Origin of the sequence: Bradyrhizobium sp. sBnM-33 (assembly GCF_032917945.1) — a bacterium.
GTDB lineage: Bacteria > Pseudomonadota > Alphaproteobacteria > Rhizobiales > Xanthobacteraceae > Bradyrhizobium.
Genome location: NZ_CP136624.1, coordinates 2,914,440 through 2,938,714 on the forward strand (window position 1 = coordinate 2,914,440; position 24,275 = coordinate 2,938,714).

General features: G+C 62.6%; 15 protein-coding genes. 6 read left to right on the top strand and 9 right to left on the bottom strand.

The window, feature by feature from the left end; translation table 11 throughout:
- Positions 1–24: 24 nt before the first annotated feature.
- Positions 25–630 (top strand): pyridoxamine 5'-phosphate oxidase family protein, encoded by a 606-nt coding sequence (locus tag RX328_RS13445; protein ID WP_213252885.1) that lies wholly within the window; start codon positions 25–27, stop codon positions 628–630.
- 45 nt (positions 631–675) lie between these two features.
- On the opposite strand, the gene RX328_RS13450 is transcribed toward RX328_RS13445, so the two are convergent.
- On the bottom strand, positions 676–2,295 hold the full coding sequence (locus RX328_RS13450; RefSeq protein ID WP_317258732.1) for a PLP-dependent aminotransferase family protein: 1,620 nt from the start codon (positions 2,293–2,295) through the stop codon (positions 676–678).
- Here RX328_RS13450 and RX328_RS13455 point away from each other — a divergent pair.
- Together RX328_RS13455 and RX328_RS13460 are read left to right on the top strand one after the other, a co-directional pair.
- Positions 2,261–2,887: an FMN-binding negative transcriptional regulator gene (locus RX328_RS13455; RefSeq protein WP_213252883.1), complete on the top strand. Its 627-nt coding sequence runs from the start codon at positions 2,261–2,263 to the stop codon at positions 2,885–2,887. The genes RX328_RS13450 and RX328_RS13455 overlap by 35 nt on opposite strands.
- Before the next feature lie 22 nt (positions 2,888–2,909).
- Positions 2,910–3,536, top strand: a complete 627-nt coding sequence (locus RX328_RS13460; RefSeq protein WP_213252882.1) for a LysE family translocator — start codon at positions 2,910–2,912, stop codon at positions 3,534–3,536.
- Positions 3,537–3,673: 137 nt separating this feature from the next.
- Here RX328_RS13460 and RX328_RS13465 read toward each other — a convergent pair whose 3' ends face one another.
- On the bottom strand, positions 3,674–5,281 hold the full coding sequence (locus tag RX328_RS13465; protein WP_213252881.1) for an AMP-binding protein: 1,608 nt from the start codon (positions 5,279–5,281) through the stop codon (positions 3,674–3,676).
- Between the two features lie 125 nt (positions 5,282–5,406).
- Positions 5,407–6,291, bottom strand: coding sequence for a Ku protein (locus tag RX328_RS13470; protein WP_213252880.1), 885 nt, complete (start codon positions 6,289–6,291; stop codon positions 5,407–5,409).
- A 98-nt stretch (positions 6,292–6,389) separates the two neighbouring features.
- Here RX328_RS13470 and ligD point away from each other — a divergent pair, with 98 nt between their 5' ends.
- Entirely contained in the window at positions 6,390–9,056 is a 2,667-nt protein-coding gene (gene ligD / locus RX328_RS13475) for a DNA ligase D (RefSeq protein ID WP_213252879.1), read from the top strand.
- Positions 9,057–9,287: 231 nt separating this feature from the next.
- Here ligD and RX328_RS13480 read toward each other — a convergent pair whose 3' ends face one another.
- Positions 9,288–9,452, bottom strand: a complete 165-nt coding sequence (locus tag RX328_RS13480; RefSeq protein ID WP_065727178.1) for a DUF3309 family protein — start codon at positions 9,450–9,452, stop codon at positions 9,288–9,290.
- A gap of 165 nt (positions 9,453–9,617) precedes the next feature.
- Here RX328_RS13480 and RX328_RS13485 point away from each other — a divergent pair, with 165 nt between their 5' ends.
- Positions 9,618–9,929 (top strand): polyhydroxyalkanoic acid system family protein, encoded by a 312-nt coding sequence (locus RX328_RS13485; protein ID WP_213252878.1) that lies wholly within the window; start codon positions 9,618–9,620, stop codon positions 9,927–9,929.
- A 4-nt stretch (positions 9,930–9,933) separates the two neighbouring features.
- Here RX328_RS13485 and treY read toward each other — a convergent pair whose 3' ends face one another.
- The 5 genes from treY to treS are packed head-to-tail and all read right to left on the bottom strand — an operon-like array spanning position 9,934 to position 21,989.
- Positions 9,934–12,723 (bottom strand): malto-oligosyltrehalose synthase, encoded by a 2,790-nt coding sequence (treY, locus tag RX328_RS13490; protein WP_213252877.1) that lies wholly within the window; start codon positions 12,721–12,723, stop codon positions 9,934–9,936.
- Between the two features lie 4 nt (positions 12,724–12,727).
- Entirely contained in the window at positions 12,728–14,479 is a 1,752-nt protein-coding gene (gene treZ / locus RX328_RS13495; RefSeq protein ID WP_213252876.1) for a malto-oligosyltrehalose trehalohydrolase, read from the bottom strand.
- Positions 14,476–16,551 (bottom strand): glycogen debranching protein GlgX, encoded by a 2,076-nt coding sequence (gene glgX, locus RX328_RS13500; protein ID WP_213252875.1) that lies wholly within the window; start codon positions 16,549–16,551, stop codon positions 14,476–14,478. The genes treZ and glgX overlap by 4 nt, the downstream gene beginning before the upstream one ends.
- Before the next feature lie 3 nt (positions 16,552–16,554).
- Positions 16,555–18,702 (bottom strand): 1,4-alpha-glucan branching protein GlgB, encoded by a 2,148-nt coding sequence (gene glgB, locus RX328_RS13505; protein WP_213252874.1) that lies wholly within the window; start codon positions 18,700–18,702, stop codon positions 16,555–16,557.
- Positions 18,699–21,989: a maltose alpha-D-glucosyltransferase gene (treS, locus tag RX328_RS13510; protein WP_409410842.1), complete on the bottom strand. Its 3,291-nt coding sequence runs from the start codon at positions 21,987–21,989 to the stop codon at positions 18,699–18,701. The genes glgB and treS overlap by 4 nt, the downstream gene beginning before the upstream one ends.
- Before the next feature lie 296 nt (positions 21,990–22,285).
- On the opposite strand from treS, the gene malQ reads away from it, so the two are divergent.
- Positions 22,286–24,232 carry a 4-alpha-glucanotransferase gene (malQ, locus tag RX328_RS13515; RefSeq protein WP_213252873.1) on the top strand — a complete coding sequence of 649 codons (1,947 nt, stop codon included), beginning with the start codon at positions 22,286–22,288 and terminating at the stop codon, positions 24,230–24,232.
- The last annotated feature ends 43 nt before the right edge of the window (positions 24,233–24,275 follow it).

Genomic DNA, 24,275 nt, shown 5'->3' on the forward strand with positions numbered 1-24,275 from the left:
TTCAGAGCAGGAGGGCGTACGGCCATGGCTGAGAGCGTCATGTATCACGAAGGTAACAGGCAATTGCAGGATCGGTTCGACAGCCGCCGGATTTCGGACCGGCTGGAAGAGAAGCTGATGCGCAAGGAATTCACAGCCGACGACAAGCAGTTCATCGAAAGCTTGCCATACTTCTTCCTGGCGACGGCCGATGCCGAAGGCCGGCCCGATTGCTCATTCAAGGGCGGCGCGCCGGGTTTTGTGCGCATCACCGGGCCGTCCGAGCTCGCATTTCCCGACTATGACGGCAACGGCATGTTCAAGAGTCTCGGCAACATCGTCGTCAATGCCGATGTCGGCCTGCTGTTCATTGCCATGCACGACAAGCCGCGGCGGCTGCGGGTCAACGGCAGCGCCAGCGTGAGCGACAGCGACCCGCTGCTGTCGGACACCGTTGGCGCGCAGCTCATCGTTCGCGTGACCGCGCGCGCGATCTTCCCGAACTGTCCACGTTATATTCCGACGATGAGTTCGATCGAACCGTCGATCTATGTGCCTCAAGCCGGACAGGACGCGCCGGAGCCGGCGTGGAAAGGCTTTGCAGACTTCAAAGACTGCATCCATCCGCGGCAACCGACATTCAAGGGTTAAGCGGGCAACCGTCCGGTCGCGCGAACAGGCCTGGGCCGTGTACTCTTATACCGTCCTCAGGGCATCGGCCAAGCGGGCAACGCCCTGCCAGATCTCCCGTTCCTCAAGTGCAGCGTACCCGAAAACGAAGCCGGCTCGCCGTTTCGCGGCAACTCTTCGCCCACTTTCGTATAGATCGGAAACAGGATAGATACCGACGCCCGTCTGCCTGGCGTTTCGCGCCATTTGGTCTTCCTGCGCTGCATCGAAGTTGTTGAACCACGCGACCACATGGAGCCCGGCCTCCGATCCCTGCACCTCGACCGCGTCGCCAAAATGATCAGCGAGTGCGTCGAGTAATGCCGCCCGGCGCTCCGCGTTCTTTCGCCGGAGTTTTCTTACGTGCCGCTCGTAGGCGCCCGATCGTATAAAGTCGGCCAGCGCGGCTTGCTCCAGCGTCGGCGAGTGCCGGTCGGTAAGGCGCTTGGCGGTGCGGAAGGCGTCCACGAGCTCTGGTGGTACCACGAGGTATCCCAGACGCAGCAAGGGTGAGAGCGTCTTTGAGATCGTTCCGAGATAGATGACGTGAGCCGCGTCATCGAAAGCGTGCAACGGTTGGATGGGCCGAATGTCGTATCGGTACTCGCCGTCGTAGTCGTCCTCCATGACGTAAGCGCCCGCTTTGTCGGCCCAACGCAACAACTGAGCACGGCGCGATGCTGAGAGAACGTGACCTAACGGAAATTGATGCGACGGCGTCACGTAGCAAAGCCGGACCTTTTTGATGTCCTTGAGGGCTTCCGTCTGCAAACCTTCTTCGTCGACCGGGACGAATAGAGGCGTCGCACCGACACTCTCAAAAACATGCCGGGCGGCCCAATAGAATGGGGTCTCGATCACGAACCGGTCGCCGGTATCGAGCAATATCCGCGAGCACAGATCGAGACCCTGCTGTGACCCATTGACGATGACGATCTGGTCAACGCTGCAGCGCAGGCTCCGGGCACGCCATAAGTACGCTTGCAGCGCGGTTCGCAGTTCCATTGACCCCTGCGGCTCCTGATAACGTAGACGGCGCGAACCAGACGTCGTCAGGGCCTTCGTCAAAGCACGCCGCCATGCCAGGCTCGGGAAGTCGGCAGTTGCAATATCGCCGTAACGAAAGTCGACCTGCAGGGGCTCGGCCGCGACCGGCGGTCCGGACAATTCGAAGAGCCGTCGTCCGAAAGCCGATAGTCGAGCAGTTCTTGGCGCCTGCTTGCTGCTTGCCCGTGAAGAGCGGCCCGATCGTAGCGCAGGCGCGACGGATGCCCGGCGTCCCTGCCGCGTCTCGATGAAGCCTTCGGCTAGAAGTTGCTCATAGGCTGCCGTGATCGTCGTTCGGGAGGCGCCAAATTCGCTAGCGAGCGTCCGCGTCGAAGGTAGCCGGTCGCTCGGCCTGTAAACGCCATCCTCGATCTGCGCCTTCAATGCCTCGTAGATTTGCCGGGCACCACGTGGCTTGGGGTACCTCTTTACCGATTTAGACTGGCCCACCAAAGTTGCTCCAAACTGGCTCTTCAGGTGAACCAGTGTGCCGTGTAGACGATCAGGCATCAAGGGCCGACCGACGTCATTTGGTGTCGCATCGAGATGCCGAGGAGCTTCGCCAATGTATATTCCGCCAGCCTTCCGCATTGACGACATGGCGGATATTCACCGGACCATGCGTGAGGCACGCTCGGCGACGCTTGTCACCGCGACCGAGGAGGGGCTTATCGGAACGCTGCTTCCCATACTTCTCGACGAGAGCGAGGGCCGGAACGGCACGCTTTACGCGCATGTCGCGCGGGCCAATCCACAGTGGAAACTGGTGCCGTTCAGCGAGGCGATGGCCATCTTTGCTGCGCCTGAGGCCTATGTCACCCCGTCCTGGTACGCGACCAAGCAGGAGACGCACAGGGTCGTGCCGACGTGGAACTACGTTGCCGTACATGCCTACGGACCTGTTGAGTTTTTCGACGATGCGGACCGACTGTTCGACGTGATAACGCGGCTGACGGATCTGCACGAGGAATCACGCCGGGATCGCTGGGCAGTGGCGGACGCCCCGGCTGAGTTCATCAAAGCGCAACTCAAGGGGATTGTCGGACTGCGCATGCCGATCACGAGGCTCGATGGCAAGCGGAAGATGAGCCAGAACCGAAATCCAGCAGATCGCGCTGGCGTCATCGACGGTTTGTCCAAGAGCGATCGCCCTGAGGACCGTGTCGTGGCGTCTTTGGTACCCAAAGGCTGATAAGTTTGGACGCTGGCGATCGATGACCGACTTCCAGACTTTTCTGCTGTTCTTGGTAGCGGCGCTCCTGGTCGCGATCACACCAGGACCCGGGATGCTCTACGTTGCTGCACGAACGCTTGCAGGCGGTCGTTCGGAAGGCCTGGCATCGAGCTTTGGCACCGGGGTCGGCGGCTTTGTGCATGTTATCGCTGGGGCCGTCGGCATCTCGGCGCTTGTCATGGCAAGCGCCGACGCGTTCAATGTGCTCAAGATCGCCGGTGCGTTCTACCTGATCTGGCTCGGCTTCAAGACATGGCGGAAAGCGGGCATCGTCGACCCGATCGGGGTGGAGACGACCGGGATCGGGCGGGCATTTCGGGAGGGCATCCTTGTCGAGGCGTTGAATCCGAAGACGGCTGCATTTTTTCTCGCCTTCATCCCGCAATTTGTCGACCCAAGCGCCACTGTTGCGCGGCAGTTCATCATCCTTGGGATCATTTCGGTTGTGCTCAACACTGGGGTCGATGTGGTCGTGACCTATTGGGCCGCGAGTGCGAGAGTCGGCCTGGCGAAGCGACCGTCTCTCATAGCCAAGATGCGACAGACCTCGGGTGCAGTCATGTGCGGGCTAGGGGCTTCACTGCTCCTTGCGCGGCGCGCTGGCTGATTGCCGGAGACGGCTACTTCAAGGGCGCAATGGCGCGATCTGCCACGCGGCTTCGGACCCCATACCGCCTGCTAAACCGCTTCGTTCGCTGGTGTCGGGCGGACGTCGGGATCCAGATGCGTTAGTGAATCCACGGCCTAGATCGCCGTCATCTCGCCCTTGGTGCAGGCTTCCCGCAGCTTGAATTTCTGGATCTTGCCCGATCCGGTCAGTGGGAAGGCGTCGACGACATACCAATGCTTTGGCGTTTTGTGCGGGGCGAGCGAGGCGCGCATGTAGTCGATCAGTTCTTCCTTGTCGATGATGGCGCCGGGCGCTGGCCGGATGAAGGCCGCGACCTCTTCGCCCCATTTCTCGTGGGGCAAGCCGATCACGGCGACCTCGCCGATTTTGGGATGCCTGAACAGCAGTTCTTCCAGCTCGCGCGGATAGATGTTTTCGCCGCCGCGGATGATCATGTCCTTGAGGCGGCCTTCCACGGTGCAATAGCCGCGGGAGTCCATCGCGCAGAGATCGCCGGTGTGCAGCCAGCCGTCGGCGTCGATCGCGGCGGCGGTTGCATCGGGCATTTCGAAATAACCGATCATCACGTGATAACCGCGGGTGCAGAACTCGCCAATCGTGCCGATCGGCACCGTCTCGCCGGTGTTGGGGTCGATGATCTTGGTTTCCATATTGGGCAGCGGCAGGCCGATTGTATTGGCCTTGTCCTCGACGCTGTCGGTGGTGCGGGTCTGCGCCGCGACCGGAGAGCATTCGGTCTGCCCGAATACAATCGTAAAGGGCGCACCGAGCTTTTCCTCCAGCAGCCGCACCAGCGAGGCGGGCACTGTCGAGCCGCCGGAGCAGATCGCCTTGACGGAGGAGAGATCGGTCGCCGCGAATGTCGGATGCTCCAGCATTGCAACCAGCATGGTAGGCACGCCGAGCATCGCGTTGCCGCGATAGGTCCCGAGCATTTCCAGCACGAGCCCAGGTTCGAAGGCCTCGACCAGCACCTGGGTTGCGGCTTTCGATACCGCGCCGATCACGCAGCAGACGCAGCCGCCGGTATGAAACAGCGGCATCGTGGTGACAAAGACGTCGCCATCATCAACGCCCATCCGGTCTGCGGTATCGGCACCATTGTTCAGCAGCCCGCGATGACGGAGCAGGGCGCCTTTCGGAAAGCCCGTCGTGCCCGACGTATACTGGATCATGACGGGATCGTCGGGGCTGACGGCCGGCAGCTTGATGCCCTCGTCGTCGCCTGCGGTGATGAAGGCATTCCAGTCGTCGAAGCAGATGATCTCGCGCAGCTCGGGGCAGTTCGGTGCCACCGCCTGCACGGTGTCCAGCATCGGATTGCCGCGGAAACCGCTGACCACGAACACCCCGGCTGAGCGCGACTGTTTCAGCACATATTCGAGCTCCCGGGCGCGAAAGGCCGGGTTCACGGTGACGAGGATCATGCCCGCCATGCCGGCGCCAAATTCGAGCATCATCCATTCCGGGATATTTTGTGCCCAGACCGCAATGCGCTCGCCGGGCTTGAAGCGGGACAGCAGCGCGCGGGCGGTGCGCTGGGTTTCGCGATAGAACTGCGCGTAGGTCCATTGCCGCCGCTGCGCCGGATCGGGCACGCCCGCAATCAGGGCGAGGCGATCGGGCGCGGTTTCAGCCGCCTTGCGCAAGAGATCGCCGAATGTCATCTCCCGTACCGCAGGCGTGGTCGGTCCTGCGACGTGCGACTTCGTCAATGCCATCAAATCCTCCCCGGTCCGGCGCCGCTATTGTCGTGGCGTCAGTTCCCAGGGGGAAAATGCCTTCCGGCTTCGGGTAATGCAAGCGGGAGGGTAGGGCCGGTGGGCGATGGACGGATATAGTTGCGCTAGCTCGCCTTGCGGTGTCTCGCCGCCGAGCGGTGCGCTTTCTTTGCCGTCCGCCGCGCCGGCGCCCGCCGCGAGGCCGGGGCATGCGCGCGCCGTTTCGTCGCTGCCTTGCCTTTCAGGCTCGCCTTCAGCGCGTCCATCAGATTGATGACGTTGTCCGGCTTCTCCTCGGGCTCGACGACCTTGACCGGCTTGCCGGAAGCCTTGCGCCGCACCAGCGCCTTCAGCGCGTCCTCATATTCGTCCTTGAATTTCGAGGGGTCGAAGTGGGCGGCCTTGGTCTGCAGGATATGGCCCGCAAGTTCGACCATGTCCTTGGTGATCTTCGGGGTCTTGATATCATCGAAGAAGTCGCCCTCGTCGCGCAGCTCGTAAGGATAGCGCAGCGTGGTGCCGAGCAGGCCCTTGCCGAGCGGCTCGATCGCCATGACGTGCTCGCGGTTGGTCAGCACAATGCGCGCCAGCGCCACCCGGTCCTCGTCCTTCATGGCGTCGCGGATCACCGCAAAGGCGTCGATTGCCGCTTTGCCGTCGGGGGCGATGTAATAGGGATGGTTGTAATAGCGCTTGTCGATTTCGTCCCGCGGCACAAAGCTGTCAATCTCAATGGTGTGATTGCTCTCGATCTGGACGGCTTCGAGTTCCTCCTTTTCGATCTCGACATACTGACCCTTCTTCAGCTCATAGCCTCGGCCTTTCTGATCCCTCTCGACGACCTCGCCGGTCTCGGCATCGATCATCTGCTGCTTCAGCCGGTTGCCGGTCTCCTTGTTGATCATGTGAAAGCGCGTTTTCTCGACCGATGTCGAGGCCGGATACAGCACGACCGGACATGACACCAAAGAGAGCTTCAGCGAGCCTTTCCAGTAGGCGCGGGGGGCCATTGCAATCTCCGGACGCGGTTGGGTTTGGGAACTTCAACGGCTAGTATGGGTTTTCGTTCCGGGTGTTGCCGCGGGGCGGTTTTGATTGAGGTGTGGCCGTGGCGTTGAAGAAACTCAGCACGTACCGCAAGAAGCGCGATTTCGGCAAAACGGCGGAGCCCTCCGGCGACGTCGAGGTCGCGCCCGCCCGCGAGCGGCGCTTCGTGATTCAGAAGCACGATGCAAGCCGGCTGCATTACGATCTCCGGCTCGAGTTCGACGGTGTGTTTAAATCCTGGGCCGTCACCAAGGGGCCGTCACTCGACCCCCACGACAAGCGGCTCGCGGTCGAGGTCGAGGACCACCCGCTCGACTACGGCGATTTCGAAGGCACTATTCCGGAAGACCAATACGGCGGCGGCACGGTGATGCTGTGGGACCGGGGCTATTGGGAGTCCGATGATCCCGATCGCGGCTTCAAGAAGGGCGACCTGAAATTCACCCTGCATGGCGACAAGCTGCATGGAAGCTGGGTGCTGGTGCGAATGCGGGGCGACCGCTACGGCGGCAAGCGTACCAACTGGCTCCTGATCAAGCACCGTGACGAATTCGCCAAGGAAGGCGAGGATAACGACATTCTCGACAAAGACCGTTCGGTCGCGTCGGGACGAACGATGGACCAGATCGCGCAAGGCAAGGGCAAGGCGCCAAAGCCATTCATGCTGGCCACGCAGACAAAGGCCGACGCGGTCTGGCAATCCAACCGCGGCGATGCCGCCGAAGCGCGGACCTTGCGGAAGACCGCCGCCTTGCGGGCCGCGCCGGAGATCAAGACGCGCGCCCCGGCCCCGTCGGTCAAGCCGAAGAAAGTCGCGGCGATGCCCGATTTCGTTGCGCCGCAGCTTTGCACGGTGGTCGAGAGGCCGCCCGGCGGCGAGGGCTGGTGTCACGAGATCAAGTTCGACGGCTACCGCGTGCAATTGCGGGTCGAGGACGGCGATGCGGTGCTCTACACCCGAAAAGGCCTCGACTGGACCGATAAGTTCAAGGCGATCGCCGAGGAAGCGACATCGCTTCCCGACGTGCTGATCGACGGCGAGATCGTAGCCCTCGATCATAACGGCGCGCCGAACTTCTCCACCTTGCAGGCGGCGCTGTCGGACGGCGACAGCGAGAGCCTGATCTTCTATGCGTTCGACCTGCTGTTCGCCAATGGGGAAGATTTTCGCAAGCTCCCACTCGGCGAACGCAAGGCGCGGCTGAAGAAATTGCTGGAAACGCAAAAGGGCAAGGCCAAGCAGATCCGCTATGTCGAGCATTTCGAAAGCGGCGGCGATGCCGTGCTGCAGTCGGCCTGCAAGCTCGAACTGGAAGGGATCGTCTCCAAGAGGCTCGATGCGCCCTATCGTTCCGGCCGCACCGAGAGCTGGACCAAGGCGAAATGCCGGGCCGGCCATGAGGTGGTGCTGGGCGGCTGGAAGACCACCAACGGCAAATTCCGTTCGCTGATGGCCGGCGTCTATCGCGGCGATCATCTGGCGTTCGTTGGCATGGTCGGCACCGGCTTCGGACAAGACACGGTCCGCCGCATCATGCCGGCCCTGAAGGCCGCAGCCTCCGACAAGAACCCGTTCGGCGGCAAGAACGCGCCGAAGAAAACCCGCGACGTGCACTGGCTGAAACCCGAACTGGTCGCCGAGATCGAATTCGCAGGGTTCACCGCGGACGGAAATATCCGGCAGGCCGCGTTCAAGGGCCTGCGGCAGGACAAGCCGGCCGAGGAGGTGGAGGCGGAAACACCGTCCAAGGCAGGCGTCGCACAGCCGAAGCCCGGCAAGGGCAAGGGTGCGACGGTGCGGGCAACGCCCGCAACAACGAACAAGACCGGCGAGGTCATGGGCGTGGTGATCTCAAAGCCGGACAAGGAGCTGTGGCCCGACGCCGGCGACGGCGAGGGCGTTACAAAGCTCGACCTCGCGCAATATTTCGAGGCTGTCGGCGAATGGATGATCGGCCACCTCAAGGGCCGTCCATGCTCGATCGTTCGCGCGCCCGACGGCATCCATGGCGAGAAATTCTTTCAACGCCACGCTATGCAGGGCGCGTCCAATCTGTTCGAGCTGGCCAAGGTTTCGGGCGACCGCAAGCCCTATCTGCAGATAGACCGGATTGAGGGATTGGCTGCGGTGGCGCAGATCGGCGGCCTCGAATTGCATCCCTGGAATTGTGCGCCGGACGCTTACGACACTCCGGGACGTCTGGTGTTCGATCTCGATCCCGCGCCCAATGTTGAATTCGCCGACGTCATCGAGGCGGCAAAAGACATGCGCCAGCGATTGACCGCTGTTGGTCTCGAAAGCTTCTGCAAGACCACCGGCGGTAAGGGGCTGCACGTGGTGACGCCGCTGCTTTATGGCGCAAGGGAGAAGGTTTCGTGGAAAGAGGCGAAGGCGTTCGCGCAAGGTATCTGCCAATGGATGGCGAACGATGATCCCGAGCGCTACCTGCTCAACATGTCGAAGAAGCTGCGCAAGGGAAAGATCTTCCTTGATTATCTTCGCAACGATCGGATGTCGACGGCGGTCGCTGCCTTATCGCCCCGTGCGCGAGAGGGTGCTACCGTGTCGATGCCGTTGACCTGGACGCAGGTGCGCGCCGATCTCGATCCGAAGAAGTATACGATCCGCACCGTGCCGTCACTGCTGGCGAAGACGAAGGCGTGGGACGGCTACGATGACGCGGCAGCGTCGATCAAGCCGGCGATCAAGAAGCTGGCGGCGATGTAGTCACGCTGTCCTGACTAGACCAAAACTGTCATGCCCCGCGAAGGCGGGGCATCCAGTACGCCGCGGCTTCTCGATTGACCGCGAACGTCTCTGGAATACTGGATCCGCGATGACGCCTTTTGTGGTTTTCGTAGGGTGGGCAGAGCGAAGCGTGCCCACCATTCCATATAACGAGAAAGGTGGGCACGGCGCTTTCGCGCCTTTGCCCACCTACCGATTCTGCGCCGTTGCCTAGATCTTCCCGAGCAGCAGCAGGATCAACAGGATCACGATTACGAGGCCTAGTCCGCCACCGCCGTAGTATCCGGTGCCATAGAACGGGCCGCCACCGATGCCGCTAAAGCCGCCAAGCAGGGCGATGATGAGAATGATCAGGATGATGGTGCCGATGGACATGAACCTCTCCTCAGCCCGAACGGGGCATTCTGCACGTCTGCCCTTCACTGGGAACAACAACCGTGAATCATCTAAGTTCCGTTCTGCGTTGCGATAATGCGTGGGGTCCTTACTTTCGAACCGCGGACAATTACATGCAGTTAGATCAAGGAGGATTTTTCAGCGATGACCAAACCGCTCGTGGTTTCCATCCCGCATAGTCTGGGCCGCGAGGAGGCGATGCGCCGCCTCAAGACGGGACTTTCACGCGCCGCTTCCAGCGTGCCGATGCTGACCGTCGACGAGGAGCGCTGGGAAGACAACCGCATGATCTTCCGCGTGCGCGCGCTTGGGCAAGGCGCAGCAGGCCATGTCGACGTTGCCGACGATCATGTGCAGGTGGAAGTGGTGCTGCCATGGCTGTTGCAGCGCTTTGCCGAAGCGGCCCAGGCTGCGATTCGCAGTCGCGGCCAGTTGCTGCTGACCAAGAAAAACTGACGCATCAGCCGCGACGGCGCCTTTGTGCCGGCTTTGCCGCGCCATTGAACCTGGCTTTCAGCACCGCGACCGGGAGATGCGTCAGCAGATCTGACAGACGCAATTGCGCGGCATCGGCGTCGGCAAAACCTTCCGCCGCATAATCGCCGACGTTCAGAGCGGCGTCGTAGTTCTCCGGACCAGGCCAGTGTCTGCCGCTGTCGGTAAACGGCGCGAACCATCGTGTGACCACGACGACCGCCGCGTCGCGACCCTGCCGCCGAGCGAACGCGATGAAGTGGTCGCGATGCGGCCCGCTTACTTCCAATGGCTCGTAATCACCGCTTGTGAACGTATCGGCGAGCTCGGTCCGAAGCTCAAGCAGATGCCGTGTCCAGGCCAGCTTCAGGTGACCGCTCGGCCATTTCTCGACCAGCCGATCCCAATCCGGATTCTCCACCGCGTCCAGCCGGCCACCGCGTTCGGCAAAGTCGACCGGCCGCCGGTTGTCGGGATCGACCAGCGAAAAATCCCAAAGTTCCGTGCCCTGATAGAAGTCCGGCACGCCCGGTATCGTCGTCTTCAGCGTGATCTGGCTGAGCGAGTTCAGGGCGCCCAGCAACGAGAGCCGCTGCGCCAGCGTCTGCAGGGAATTCAGGAATTCGCCGGACACTGCCGGATCGAGAATCTTCGCGATGAAGCTCTTGACGCCCGCCTCGTAGGTCGCGTGCGGATTGAGCCAACTCGTTTCCTGTTTGCCCTCGCGCGCAGCCTTCAGGGCATATTCCTGCATCCGGTCCACAAACGATGCGTCGTCCGGCTGCCATGCCCCCGCAAGCGCCTGATACAGCATGTATTCGAACGGTGCCGACGGCGCGCGAAGATCGCCATCGACGAGCAGATGCGGCGCGTTGAGCAGCTTCCATCGGGCTACCGTGCTGGTCCATTCACCCGGAATTTCCGATAGCGCCAGAATTCGAGCGCGGGCATCCTCGCCGCGCTTGGTGTCATGCGTTGCAGTCGCCGTCATGCCATGCGGCCATTCCCCGGCGCGCGCCTCCATCATCCCGTGAAAGCCATCAACCGATAACGCCCTGGCCGCAGGATCGCCGCCGACCTCGTTCAGCGCAAGCAGGCGATGGTAGCGGTAGAACGTCGTGTCCTCCAGCGACTTTGCCATCATCGGTCCGGTGAACTGCTGCACCTTCAGTGCAAACCGGCGCACCCGCGGCGCACTGTGGCGCGTGCGTCCGGGCTTGATCAGGTCCATCGTCAGCGTGTCGCGCAGGAAATCAAAGATGCCGTCATCGGCGGCAAACCAGTCGGCGCGCGCCCGTTCGATCGTTCCTGATATCAACTGGCGATCATGCGCAGACGGGCCCGACGCTGTCAGGTAGGTGCGGTACACCGGAAAGTGCAGCACGTAGAGTTCGAGCGCCTGCCGCAGGCTGTCGGCGGAATAGTCGCGGGTTGAATAATGCCCGCTGGCAATCCGTGCCAGGAGGCGCGTCAAGACCGTGAATTCGCTGGTCAGCAGCGTTTCCAGCACGCGACGTTTTGCATCTCGCAGGATCGGTTCGAGTTTCGGCGACTGGTTGCTGATTTGCCGCCAAATCTCGTCGAGCGGCTCCAGGCCGCTTCCCTCGATCAGCACATGGGTGATCGCGTTCAGCCACTCATAGCCGGTGGTGCCGTGAACGCCGGCGAACGGCGGCAGCTTTTCGTGCTCGCCAAGAATTTTCTCGACCACCACGTAGAAGGGGTTGCTCCGCCCGCCAAAGCCATCGCGGATCAACCGGCGCAGGCGCTGGAAATACTGGACGGGATCGCGCAGGCCGTCGATGTGGTCGAGCCGCAGGCCTTGCAGCTTTTCCTCCGCGATCAGCCGTTTGACCAGACGGTGGATCGCTTCGAATGTGGCGGCGTCCTCGACGCGCAGGCCCGCCAGCGTATTGATGTCGAAGAAGCGCCGGTAGTTGATGTCGCTGGAAGCGAGCCGCCAATGCCCGAGCTTGTAGTGCTGGCGTTCGAGCAGATGATGCAGCGCCTGCGTTGCAGCGGCGCGATCCGCCCCGGCGCGATAGGCCGCAAGGCCGCGCGCGATGATCTCGGCAGCTCCCGCGATGCCTTTCAGTTCGGCCTTGAAGGCGGGCGCTTCCTTGCGGTTGGGACGTCGCGGCCCCTGATAGCGGGAGGCCAGCGCAAGCATGCCCTTGCCGGGCGTGCTGTCCTCCGCGCCCGCTTCCTTGACGATCATCCGCAGAATTTCGCCATAACGTTCCGGCGCGATCGGCAGCCGATGCTCAAAGTACCAGGCCGAAAAACTGCCTTCGCCGGCGTCATAGCGTAATTCGATCTCGCCGCTTTCCAGCGCCTGACCGTAGGACGAGCCGATGATCGGCAGCAGCACCCCGCCGCGGGCGCGATACGGCAATTGTTCCCAGTCGATGTCGAACGAAGCCGCGTGCGGCGAGGCGGGACCCCATTCCAGCACGTCAACCCACCATGGATTATCGTCGCAATGCACGCCGACATGGTTGGGCACAAAATCCAGGATCAGCCCGAGATCGTGTTGCTGCAAGGCTGCGCTGAGCCGCTCGAAGCCGGCTTCGCCGCCGAGCTCCGGATTGAACTGGGCGTGGTCGGTGACGTCGTAGCCGTGTGCGCTGCCCTTGCGGGCGCGCATGAAGGGCGATGCATAGAGATGGGTGATGCCGAGCGCCTTCAGGTAGGGCACCACGGCAGCGGCGGCGTCGAAATCGAAATCCGCCGACAATTGCAGGCGGTAGGTCGCGATCGGGATCGCCGGGGGCATTTTCCTATCCGATGCGCCAGTGCACCGACCATGGCGGGACGCTATTGCCCAACTCGCTACCCCAGATCAGGGTTCCTGCAGTTTCGCCGTGGCTGACAGCCGCTTCCGACAGGTTGGCGGTGAGGCGAAGCGCGGTGCCATCGCCCATGCGCCAATCGGCTGTCAGCAACCCGCTGCTTTCCGCGTCTGCTGTCCCAAAAGCTGCGCCGGCCAGCCGCGGCACAATCTCTTGCCGCCGGACCTGCAATAGTTTTCGTACCATCGTCAGGCGCTCCCGCCCCGCCGGAGCGTCGCGGCCATTCCAATCGAGTACGGCGGAATCGCGGGTCGAAGCGGCAAGCGCATCGGGGACTTCATCACCATATTCCGCATAGGCCCAGGCCAATTCGATGCGGCGGCCCTTCCGAACCGCGTCGGCGAGTTCGCCGCCGAAATCGCAGAAGAACGGGAAGGGGACCGTCGAGCCCCATTCCTCCCCCATGAACAGCATGGGGATGTGAGGCGCGATCAGCAGGACCTGAAGCGCCGCCTCGATCATTCGCGCATCGGCATTGCCTTCGAGCCGATCGCCCAGCGCACGATTGCCGATCTGGTCGTGGTTCTGCAGGAAGTTGATGAACGCGGTCGGCGCGAGATGGCCGCTCGGCTCGCCACGCCTGACGCCGCGAAAAGCAGATGGCTCGCCTTGGTAGACGAAACCTGATGACAGCGAGCGGGCGATATCCGATATCGGCGAGCGCTGGTAGTCGCCATAATAGCCCTGCTTTTCGCGAGTCATCAGCACGCGCCAGGCGTGATGATAGTCGTCGTTCCATTGCGCGCGGTATTTGCCGTGCGGTGGGTCCTGGATGGGGTCCAGAATGCTGGCGCGGTTGTCGCCGTTCTCCAGCACGAGGTGAATGTGCCGGCCGGTTTCCGCGGCCAGCCGGCCGGCAGCGGCGCTGATGTCGTGCAGCAGCGACAGCCCACCCGGTTCAACGATCGAGTTGACGGCATCGAGCCGCAGTCCGTCGAAGCGATAGTCGCGCAGCCAGGAGAGCGCGTTCTCGATCGCAAAGGCGCGGACCTCTTTCACGCGATAGTCGATCGCGCTGCCCCAGGGCGTCTGGGCTTTGGTGAAGAAGGAGGGTGCGTAGCGGCCGATATAATTGCCCTCGGGGCCGAAATGGTTGTAGACCACGTCGAGTATCACCATCAGCCCGCGCAGATGCGCCTCGTCGATCAGCTCCTTGAGATCTTCGGGACGGCCATAGGCGCTGTCGGGTGCGTACCACAAGACGCCGTCATAGCCCCAGTTGCGGGAGCCGGCGAAATCCGCCAGCGGCATCAATTCCAATGCAGTAATACCGGTCTCGACGAGATGATCGAGCCGGTTGATCATCGCGCGATAGGTGCCGTCCCGAGTGAAGGCGCCGACATGGGCCTCGACGATGACGGCCTGCTGCCACGGCCGCCCGCGCCAGCTTGCGGCCCGCCACGGATAGGATTCATGGTCGATAACTTCGCTCGGGCCGAAAACGTCCTCGGGCTGAAACAGAGAAGCTGGATCGGGGACATCGAGTTCGTCATCGACGCGGAATTTGTAGCGTGCGCCGGCCTTGACGCCGGCAATATCGGCCGTGAACCAGCCGTCCCCGCCGCGCCTCATCGCGTGAGGTTGCTCCAGCATCACCTCGACGCGTGTCGCCGCCGGCGCCCACAGCCGAAACCGCGTGCCGTAGTTTGTCAGATGCGGGCCGAATTGCCGGTCATTCATGCCGCGCCCGCAAAGGCAAGCACCGACCGCGGCGGCGCGCTGGTCTCTGCACCGGAAGCGAATTCAACGAAGTTCTGCACGGCTGCGGTCGTGTTCAGCACCTGCTGCCAGTTCTTGTACTCGGGCATCTCGGGCATTTTGAAACCGATCTCTTCGGGCGCGGCATTCAGGACGATAAAGATCGGCGGTTGACCTGGTTCCAAAGGCCCAAGCACATAGGCGAGGAAACGTCCTTCCGGAAAATTCCAGTCGGCTTCCTGCATCTCCTCGGCCGCGGGCGTCAGCCACAGCACGCCAAACGAGCCATCCTTGCGCCGTCCCGAAAGCCAGCGCTGGGAGCGGAGTTGCGGGAAGCGCCGGCGTAGCGCGGTCATGTGGCCGACGAAATCGATTAGGTCGTCGCCTGGCTTGCCGAGATTTTCCCAGTTGACCCAGCCGATTTCATTGTCCTGGCAATAGGCGTTGTTGTTACCGTTCTGCGAATTGCCGACCTCATCGCCGGCCAGCATCAAGGGCGTCCCCTGCGCGAGGAACAGGCAGGCGAGCTGGTTCTTGCGGAGCTGCCGGCGCAGCCCCACGATCGCGGGGTCGGTGGTCGGGCCCTCATGGCCGCAATTGTTGCTGTGATCGTCGTTGGAGCCGTCGCGATTGTCCTCGCCGTTCGCCTCGTTGTGCTTCTCGTTGTAGCTGAACAGGTCGGCCAGCGTGAAACCGTCATGGACGGTGATGTGGTTGATGCTGGCGCGCGTTGCGCGGTTGTCATGGCGGAACAGGTCGGATGAGGCGGTCATGCGGCGCGAGACCTCGCCGATCAGGCTGCCTTCGCCGCTCCAGTAACGCCGCAACGCGCTGCGATAACGGTCATTCCATTCTGACCATTGCGAGGGAAACGCGCCGACCTGATAGCCACCCAAGCCGAGGTCCCACGGCTCGGCGACGAGTTTTACAGTTGCCAGCACCGGGTCTTGCCGCACGGCCGTGAGGAACGCGGAATTGCGGTCAAAACCGTTTGGCCCGCGCGCCAGCGTGGTGGCGAGGTCGAAACGGAAGCCGTCGACGTGACAGACCTCGACCCAGTAGCGCAGCGAATCCATCACCATCTGCAGCACGCGCGGATGGGTGAGGTTGACCGAGCTGCCGCAGCCGGTGAAGTCGTCATAGTAGCGCGGATGCTCCTTGTTGAGCCAGTAATAGGACGCGTTATCGATGCCGCGGAAACACAGCGTCGGGCCGAGATGATTGCCTTCGGCGGTGTGGTTGTAGACCACGTCGAGCATCACCTCGATGCCGGCGTCGTGCAGCCGCGCCACCGTGGTGCGGAACGCGTCGAGCGCGTTGTCCTGCGCATAGCGCGGCTCCGGCGCGAAGAACGCCAGCGTGTTGTAGCCCCAATAGTTCGCAAGCTTCCGTTCCACCAGCACCCGGTCGTCGATCAGGCCGTGGATCGGCAATAGTTCGATGGTGGTGACGCCGAGCCGCTTGAGATGATCGATCATCGCCGGCGAGCACAGCCCGCCATAGGTGCCGCGCCAGCCCGGCGCCACGTCGTCGCGCCTCTGCGTCAGGCCCTTGACGTGGGCCTCGTAGATGATGGTGTCTTCCCAGGCGATGTTCGGCCGTATCTCGCGGCGGCCCCAGTTGAAGCTCTCGTCGACCACGACCGCCTTCGGCATGCCGCGCGCATTGTCGCGGCGATCGAACGAAAGATCCTCGCGCGCGCTCCCCGTCCGGTAGCCGAAATGCGCGTCGCTCCACACCAGCCGGCCGGCGAGCCGCTTGGCATAGGGATCGAGCAACAGCTTGTTGGCGTTGAAGCGGTGTCCGCGCTCCGGCGCGTAGGGGCCGTGGACGCGGTAGCCGTAGAGCTGTCCGGGCGAGACGTCGTTGAGATAGCCGTGCCAAACATCCTCATTGCGCTCGGGCAGCTCGATCCGCTCGAGTTCGCGGCGGCCCTGGCCGTCGAACAGGCAAAGCTCGACCTTCTCCGCATTGGCCGAGAACAGCGCAAAGTTGGTGCCCCTGCCGTCCCAGCTTGCTCCGAGGCGGGCGGGGCTTCCCGCGGACAGTCGCATACGTCAGCCTTCCGGTACGAGAAAGATCGCAGCCAGAGGCGGAATGGTGAGGCTGAGTTCGGGGATGTTGCCTTCCAGGGTATGGACTTCGCCGACGTTGCCGACATTGCTGCCGCCATAAAGCGCAGAGTCGGAATTGAGCGCTTCCTTCCACGTCCCGGCGAACGGCACCCGGACGCGGTAATTGTGATAGACGTTCGGCGAGAAGTTCACGACCACGAGGCAGCGCGCGCGTGCATCGAAACCCTTGCGCAGCCAGGCAAAGACGTTGCCGCCGGAATCGTGGGTGATGACCCATTCAAATCCCGCTTGGTTGCAATCCATCTGGTGCAGCGCCGGCACGCTGCGATAGAGCCGGTTGAGGTCGCGGATCAGGTTCTGGATGCCGCTATGGCGGGGCTGCGCCAAGAGATGCCAGTCGAGCGAATGATCGTGGTTCCATTCGCGCTCCTGGCCGAACTCGCAGCCCATGAACAGGAGCTTCTTGCCGGGATGGCCGAACATGAAGCTGTAATAAGCACGCAGGTTCGCAAAGCGCTGCCACTCGTCGCCCGGCATGCGGCCGAGGATCGATCGCTTGCCGTGCACGACTTCGTCATGCGACAGCGGCAAAATGAAATTCTCCGAGAATGCGTAATGCAGGCCGAACAGCACGTCGCCGTGATGGTGCTTCCGGTATATCGGATCCTTGCCGATATATTTCAGCGTGTCGTGCATCCAGCCCATGTTCCATTTGAAGCCGAAGCCGAGCCCGCCATATTCGATCGGCCGCGAGACCTGCGGCCATGCGGTGGATTCCTCCGCGGCCGTGGTCGCTTCCGGAAAATGCCCGAACACTTCGATGTTGAAGCGGCGCAGGAACTCGATGGCTTCGAGGTTTTCCCTCCCGCCATGCCGGTTGGGGATCCACTCGCCGGCGGGCCGGCTGTAGTCGAGGTAGAGCATCGAGGCGACGGCATCGACGCGCAGGCCATCGATGCCGTAGCGATCGAGCCAGAACAGCGCGTTGGAGACCAGGAAATTGACCACTTCGGTGCGGCCGTAATTGTAGATCAGCGTGCCCCAGTCGAGGTGGCGGCCCTGCATCGGGTGAGCGTGCTCGTAAAGCGCGGTGCCGTCGAAATAGCCGAGCCCATGCGGATCGTCGGGAAAATGTCCGGGCACCCAGTCGAGCCACACGCCGAGCCCTTCGCGATGACAGGCATCGACGAGGGCGGAAAAATCTTCCGGCGCGCCGAACCGGCTGGTCGGCGCGTACAGGCCGGTCGGCTGATAGCCCCAGGAGCCGTCGAACGGATGTTCGCTGACGGGCAGAAACTCGAGATGGGTGAAGCCCATATCCTTCGCATAGGCCGGAAGCTGTTCGGCGAGGTCGCGATAGCTCAGCCATTCATTGCCGTTCTTGCGCCGCCAGGAGCCGAGATGGACCTCGTAGATCGAGATCGGCGCCTCGATCGCGTTGATGCCGGCCGGCGCGGGCCGCGGCTTCGGAATTCGGCTTTCATCGACGACGATCGAAGCCGTCGAAGGCCGGACTTCCGCCCCAAAGGCGACCGGATCGGATTTCAGCGGCAGATGCCGTCCGTCGGAGCCCGTAATATCGAACTTGTATCGGTCGCCGGCGCGGGCATGGGGCACGAACAGTTCCCAATAGCCGACGCCGCGCACCCGCATCGGATGCCGCCGCTCATTCCAGAAATTGAAATCGCCAACCACGTTGACCGCCTTGGCGTTCGGCGCGAGCACCACGAATGCCACGCCGTCGACGCCGTCGAGTGTCATCGGATGCGCGCCGAGCTTGTCGTAGATCCGCCGGTGAGTGCCTTCTCCCAGGAGATAGAGGTCGAAGTCGCTGAGCACGGGCGGAAAGCGGTAGGGATCGTCAAGATCGACGACGTTCTCGCCGAAGCGGGCGCGGAGCTGGTAGCGCTTCGATCCGTTCGGCAGCGCGCCTTCAAACAGCCCGGCATCGTGAATGCGTTCAAGCGGCGCCGTCTCGCCTTGCTCGCAGATCGCCTCCACGTTGGACGCTTCGGGGATAAAAGCGCGCACCACGCTGTGTCCGCCTTCGCTGTGCAAGCCGAGATATCGAAACGGATCCGAATGCTTGCCTTCGATGATGGCGTAGGCCTCTGCGGATAGCTTGGTCATGAGGCCTCGAAGGACGGTTGTGACAACATTCTGATAATTCCGCTCAGTGGCACGCGCAGCCATTCCGGCCGGAATGACAGTTCGTGTTCGATCTCGTTCAAGGCCTTCTCGAGCAGGAAGAAGGTCAGCAAGCCGTCTGCCGTCGTCGGATCGGCCGGCCACAGCCGTTGGTCGGTCATCGCTTCGCGATAGGCGGCGAGAAATGCAGCTGTCGTCCGGTCCCGCCATTCGCCAAGCGCCGCGCCGAGCTTGCCGTGGTCATCGTGGGCTACTTTGAGCGCGCGCTCAAGGGCTGCGGTTGCCGAATAGTCGATCGAGCGGATCAGGCTTGCGATGTCGCGTGCTGCAGGCATCTTGCGCCGGCGTTCAGCAATACTGCGCCGCGGCGCGCCTTCGAAGTCGACGATGAAGATGTCGTCCTTGACGATCAGCAACTGGCTGAGATCGAGGTCGCCATGGCCGCGAATGTTGGCGGCGTCGGCCTCACGCAGCAACAGCGTTTCCAGCCAATCCGGCAGGACCGGCTGCAACGCCAGCACCTGGTCGGCCAACGCTCGGTCGGCTTCCTTGAGGGTATCTCGCCGCTGCCGAAGCGCATCGAAGACGCGCCCGGCGCTGAGCATCAGATCGTCGACCCAGCGCTGCACGTCGTCGCGGCTGGTCGGCTCCGGCGCGAATTCGGCAAGCTCGCCGTTGCTGGCGAGCGCAACATGCAGCTCGGCCACGCGCCGTCCGGCCTGCGAGATGTAGCGCAGATAAGGGATCTCTTCCTCGCGCTCGCCGGGATGGATGCTCGCTGCGAGCAGCCTCTGCTCCTCGACGAAGCGATCGAGATAGGCCGCACTCACGGTCCAGAGGTCGCCTTGATTGGCGACGAAGGCGTGAACGACGCCGATCGCGCTCTTCTCGTTGCCCTCGACCAACTCGGCGCTGCCGAGCAGCGCCGGCGCATTGGGAAAGTTGGCGATGTCGGTCAGGAAGCGTCCCATCTCGATTTCGGGATTGGGACCGGCCTGAACCGTCCGGTAGATCTTGACGACATAGTCATTGTCCACCAGCGCGGTGCTGCGCGGCAGTTCGGATTCAATGATGCGAATGTGCTCGGGCTGCCGGATCGGCTTGTCGCCGAAGCGGCTGGTCGGGCGGAATTCGAGCCGCAACCCCTGTTCGCTCTCGTCGACCGTCAGCGATTGCTGCAGATTGCGCAAAAATAGCGCGATGAAGATCTGCTCGGTGGCAACGTCGAGCAGGGTTCCTTCGCGCGCTCCTTGCCGAACCGCGGCCAGCGCCTTCGGGTTGTAGCGCTCGCGGTCGAAGCGCACCCATTCGATCTGCATCGGCAGCACGTAGCGCGTGGTGACGCGCTGCGTCGCTTCGAAAAAGGCGAGCCACGGCCGGTTGTCGCCGATGTCGCAGAACGGAATCGCCGACGTCAGTTTCGGATGGATCGCCTTGGCCGAGCGTTCCGGATACCAGCGGCTGCGCGCCAGATGTCCCGGAAGCACGTCGCGCTCGAACACGCCGCGCTCGCGCGCCAGCGATACCCAGGTCGCGTTCAACGGCACCACCAGCGTTTCGAACTCGGGCACTGCCCGCTGCGGCACCGGCGCCGACTTGTCGCGCTCCTGCAGTTCGAACCAGTAGAAGCCGTAAGGCGACAGCGTGATCATATAAGGTAGCTCGCCGATCGCCGGGAAGCGTGTGCGGCCGAGCATTTCCAGCGGGATGCGGTCCTTGAAGGCGGAGAGATCCAGTTCGGTCGCCTGAGCCGATCGCGACAGGTTGGCGACGCACAGAATGACCTCGTCCCCGTACTGGCGCACGTAGCACAGCACCGAGCGGTTTTCCGGGCGGATGAATGTCATGCTGCCGCGGCCGAAGGCGAGCGTGGATTTGCGGACCGCAATCAGCCGCTTGGTGGCAGAGAGCAGCGAGGAGAGGCTGCGCGACTGCGCCTCGACGTTGACGGACTCATAGCCATAGACCGGGTCCATGATGGTCGGCGCGTAGAGCCGCGCGGGGTCGGCTCGGGAGAAGCCGCCATTGCGATCCGGCGTCCACTGCATCGGTGTGCGGACGCCGTTGCGGTCGCCGAGATAGATGTTGTCGCCCATGCCGATCTCGTCGCCGTAGTAGATGATCGGTGTGCCCGGGAACGAGAACAACAGCGAATTCATCAGCTCGATCTTGCGCCGGTCATTATCCATAAGCGGCGCCAGCCGCCGCCGGATACCGACATTGATGCGGGCGCGGGGATCGTTGGCGTAGGTCGACCACAGGTAATCGCGCTCGACGTCGGTGACCATTTCCAGCGTCAGTTCATCATGGTTGCGCAGGAACAGCGCCCACTGGCAATTGCTTGGAATATCCGGCGTCTGGCGCAGGATGTCGGTGATCGGAAAACGGTCTTCCTGCGCGATTGCCATGTAGATGCGCGGCATTAGCGGAAAGTGATAAGCCATGTGGCATTCGTCGCCACGGCCGAAATATTCCTGTACGTCCTCCGGCCATTGATTGGCCTCGGCCAGCAGCACCTTGCCTTTTGCGTAGGCATCGAGCTCACTGCGCAGCCGCTTGATGATGGCATGCGTCTCCGGCAGGTTCTCGTTGTTGGTGCCGTCGCGCTCGCAGAGATAGGGAATGGCGTCGAGCCGGAAGCCGTCGACCCCGGTGTCGAGCCACCGCTTCATCACCTGTACCAGCGCGCTCACCACGCGCGGATTGTCGAAATTGAGATCCGGTTGGTGCGAGAAGAAGCGGTGCCAGTAGAACTGGCCGGCTTCCGGGTCCCAGGTCCAGTTCGACTTCTCGGTATCGGTGAAGATGATCCGGGTGCCCAAATATTTCTGGTCGGTATCACTCCAGACATACCAGTTGCGGGCGCTTGACTTCGGGTCCGAGCGGCGGGCGCGCTTGAACCAGTCGTGCTGGTCGGACGTGTGGTTGATGACGAGTTCGGTGATCACCCGCAGGCCGCGCTTCTTGGCTTCCTGGATAAAGCGCTTGAAATCCTTCATCGTCCCGAAATCGGGATTGATGTCGCCGTAATCGGCGATGTCGTAGCCGTCGTCGCGGCCGGGCGAGGGGTAGAACGGCAATAGCCACAGCGTGGTGACGCCGAGGTCCTGCAGGTAACCCAGTTTCTCGGTCAGCCCGGCAAAGTCGCCGATGCCGTCATTGTTGCTGTCGGCGAAGGCCTTGACGTGCAACTGATAAATGATCGCGTCCTTGTACCAGAGCTCGTCGGTAACGGCGTCGGCGACGGGCACCTCTTTTGCTTCGACCACAAGGCTGCTATCCGGATTCAGCGGATAGGCACCGTCGATAGTGAGGGAGACGCCGGCGTTGGAGCTCTCGGCGGTTTGCGCTTTTTTGTTCACGGTGATGCCATTGCCATGGAAATGACGTCCCCGTTTCGTTTGCAGAAAGGGGACGTTCCGGACATAGATAGAAAGCCGCTCGGCTCGCTTTGGTTCCAGCGGAACCGTTGGCGGGCCTGAGCGTTACACACCGTCTATCTCCTTCCCCTAATTAGACAATTTCGCGACATCGGTTTGATGTTTGCGTGCAAAGTACGTGCCGAATGGATCTTTTCGCTCAAGCTAAAGCCCAGGGAATTCAGACCGAATTCCTGGATGGACAGGGTAATCGCCGTGTCACAGACGCGGCGGCGCTCAAAATTATCCTGGACGCCCTGCCGCCGCCGGCGCCGGGACCGCTGGTCGGCCATCCGGTCGTGGTCCGGTCCGGACGGCCGTCGCGAACCGAACTCCCCACAGCCAGGCTCCCCGTGGAGTGGAAAATCGTTGCGGATTCAGGAGTTATCGCCAATGGCGCAAGCTCCGATCACGCCATCGATTGGCCAAGGGACCTGCCGCTCGGCATCTACCGGCTGCAGGTGAGCGATGCCGCGACTACCGAGGACGTGCCGCTGGTTTCGGCGCCGGAGCGGGCATTTGGCGGCGAGTTCGACCGCTGCTGGCTGCTCGCGGCCCAGCTTTACGGCGTCCGCTCCGCGCGCAACTGGGGCATGGGCGACTTCACCGACCTCGCAAGCCTGATCGAACTCGCCGATCATCTCGGCGCCGACGGCGTCGGCCTCAATCCGCTGCACGCCCTGTTCGACGATCGCCCGGGCGATTGCAGCCCGTATTCGCCGAACAGCCGGTTGTTTCTCAACGCGCTTTACATCGACGTCGAAAAGCTTCCCGAATATCGGCTCGATTCCGAAACCCGCGAGGCGCTGGCGCCATTGCGGGCGGGCGACGTTGTCGATTACGTCGGTGTCGCCGGTTTGAAATGGCGCGCGCTTCGCTCCGCCTTTGCTGCCTTCAAGGCCAATGCCAATCCGGTCCGCCAACAGGATTTCGACAAATTCCGCACCGAGCGCGGCACGTTGCTGTCGCACTTTGCCTGCTTCGAGGTGCTCCGGCACAAATTCGGCAAGCCGTGGTGGGAATGGCCGGAGGAGTGGCGGCAGCCGGACGACGCCAGATGCGCCGCTCTCCGCCAGGGCGCGGACGCCGGTGAAATCGAATTCGTCGAATTTGTGCAATGGACCGCAGACCGGCAGCTCGGTGCGGCCAGCGATCTGGCGAAGAAGCTTGGCATGAAGGTCGGGCTCTATCTCGACGTCGCGGTCGGCGTGCAGGCAGACGGGTTCGACGCCTGGAATGAACAGGTCGCGATCTCCCGCCATCTCGGCGTCGGCGCGCCACCCGATCCGCTCAACACCGCCGGCCAGACCTGGGGTCTTGCCGGGTTCAATGCGGCGGGGCTCGAGCGTCAGTCCTTTGCGCCGTATCGCGACATGCTGCGCGCCTCGATGCGACATGCCGGGGCGATCCGGCTCGATCATGTCCTGGGCCTGAAACGGCTCTATCTGGTGCCGCAAGGCTTCACCGCACGCGACGGCGTCTATGTGCAGATGCCATTCGAGGCGCTGCTCGCGGTGACCGCGCTGGAAAGCCTCGCGCATCGCTGCGTCGTGATCGGCGAAGATCTCGGCACCGTGCCGGAAGGATTTCGCGACCAGATGGCCGATTGGGGCATCTGGTCGTATCTCGTGATGATGTTCGAGCGCGATGACCACGGATCATTCCGCAACATCGATCATTATCTGACCAACGCGCTCGTGACCTTCAACACCCATGATCTCTCGACCTATGCCGGCTGGCGCTCGTTCGGAGATCTCAAGCTGAAGCGCTCGCTCGGGATCGATCCGGGCGAGAGCGACGATGCGCGGTGGCACGCACTTGCCATGCTGGATGAAGTGTTGCGTCATTCCGCCATCGACCGCAATGATCTCTATTCGGTCGCGAATTTCCTGGCACGGACCAAATCGCGGCTGCTCGCGGTCTCGCTCGAGGATCTGCTCGGGATGGTCGATCAGCCCAATATCCCCGGCACTGTCAACGAGCATCCGAACTGGCGGCGGCGGCTTCCGGTGCCGATCGAGGAGATGACGTCCACGGTCGACATCGCTGCACTCAAGGCGGCAACCCATGAGCGGTCGCGCGCCGCGATCTGACGAACTCAAGGAGGAAGGCAGAGCGGGATGACAGCTGCACGAA

Bases quoted from the DNA above. Each gene is read 5' to 3' on its own strand.
- RX328_RS13445 (WP_213252885.1), top strand. From the start codon at position 25: ATGGCTGAGAGCGTCATGTATCACGAAGGTAACAGGCAATTGCAGGAT.
- RX328_RS13455 (WP_213252883.1), top strand. From the start codon at position 2,261: ATGTATATTCCGCCAGCCTTCCGCATTGACGACATGGCGGATATTCAC.
- RX328_RS13450 (WP_317258732.1), bottom strand. From the start codon at position 2,295: ATGTCGTCAATGCGGAAGGCTGGCGGAATATACATTGGCGAAGCTCCT.
- RX328_RS13460 (WP_213252882.1), top strand. From the start codon at position 2,910: ATGACCGACTTCCAGACTTTTCTGCTGTTCTTGGTAGCGGCGCTCCTG.
- RX328_RS13465 (WP_213252881.1), bottom strand. From the start codon at position 5,281: ATGGCATTGACGAAGTCGCACGTCGCAGGACCGACCACGCCTGCGGTA.
- RX328_RS13470 (WP_213252880.1), bottom strand. From the start codon at position 6,291: ATGGCCCCCCGCGCCTACTGGAAAGGCTCGCTGAAGCTCTCTTTGGTG.
- RX328_RS13480 (WP_065727178.1), bottom strand. From the start codon at position 9,452: ATGTCCATCGGCACCATCATCCTGATCATTCTCATCATCGCCCTGCTT.
- RX328_RS13485 (WP_213252878.1), top strand. From the start codon at position 9,618: ATGACCAAACCGCTCGTGGTTTCCATCCCGCATAGTCTGGGCCGCGAG.
- treY (WP_213252877.1), bottom strand. From the start codon at position 12,723: ATGCCCCCGGCGATCCCGATCGCGACCTACCGCCTGCAATTGTCGGCG.
- treZ (WP_213252876.1), bottom strand. From the start codon at position 14,479: ATGAATGACCGGCAATTCGGCCCGCATCTGACAAACTACGGCACGCGG.
- glgX (WP_213252875.1), bottom strand. From the start codon at position 16,551: ATGCGACTGTCCGCGGGAAGCCCCGCCCGCCTCGGAGCAAGCTGGGAC.
- glgB (WP_213252874.1), bottom strand. From the start codon at position 18,702: ATGACCAAGCTATCCGCAGAGGCCTACGCCATCATCGAAGGCAAGCAT.
- malQ (WP_213252873.1), top strand. From the start codon at position 22,286: ATGGATCTTTTCGCTCAAGCTAAAGCCCAGGGAATTCAGACCGAATTC.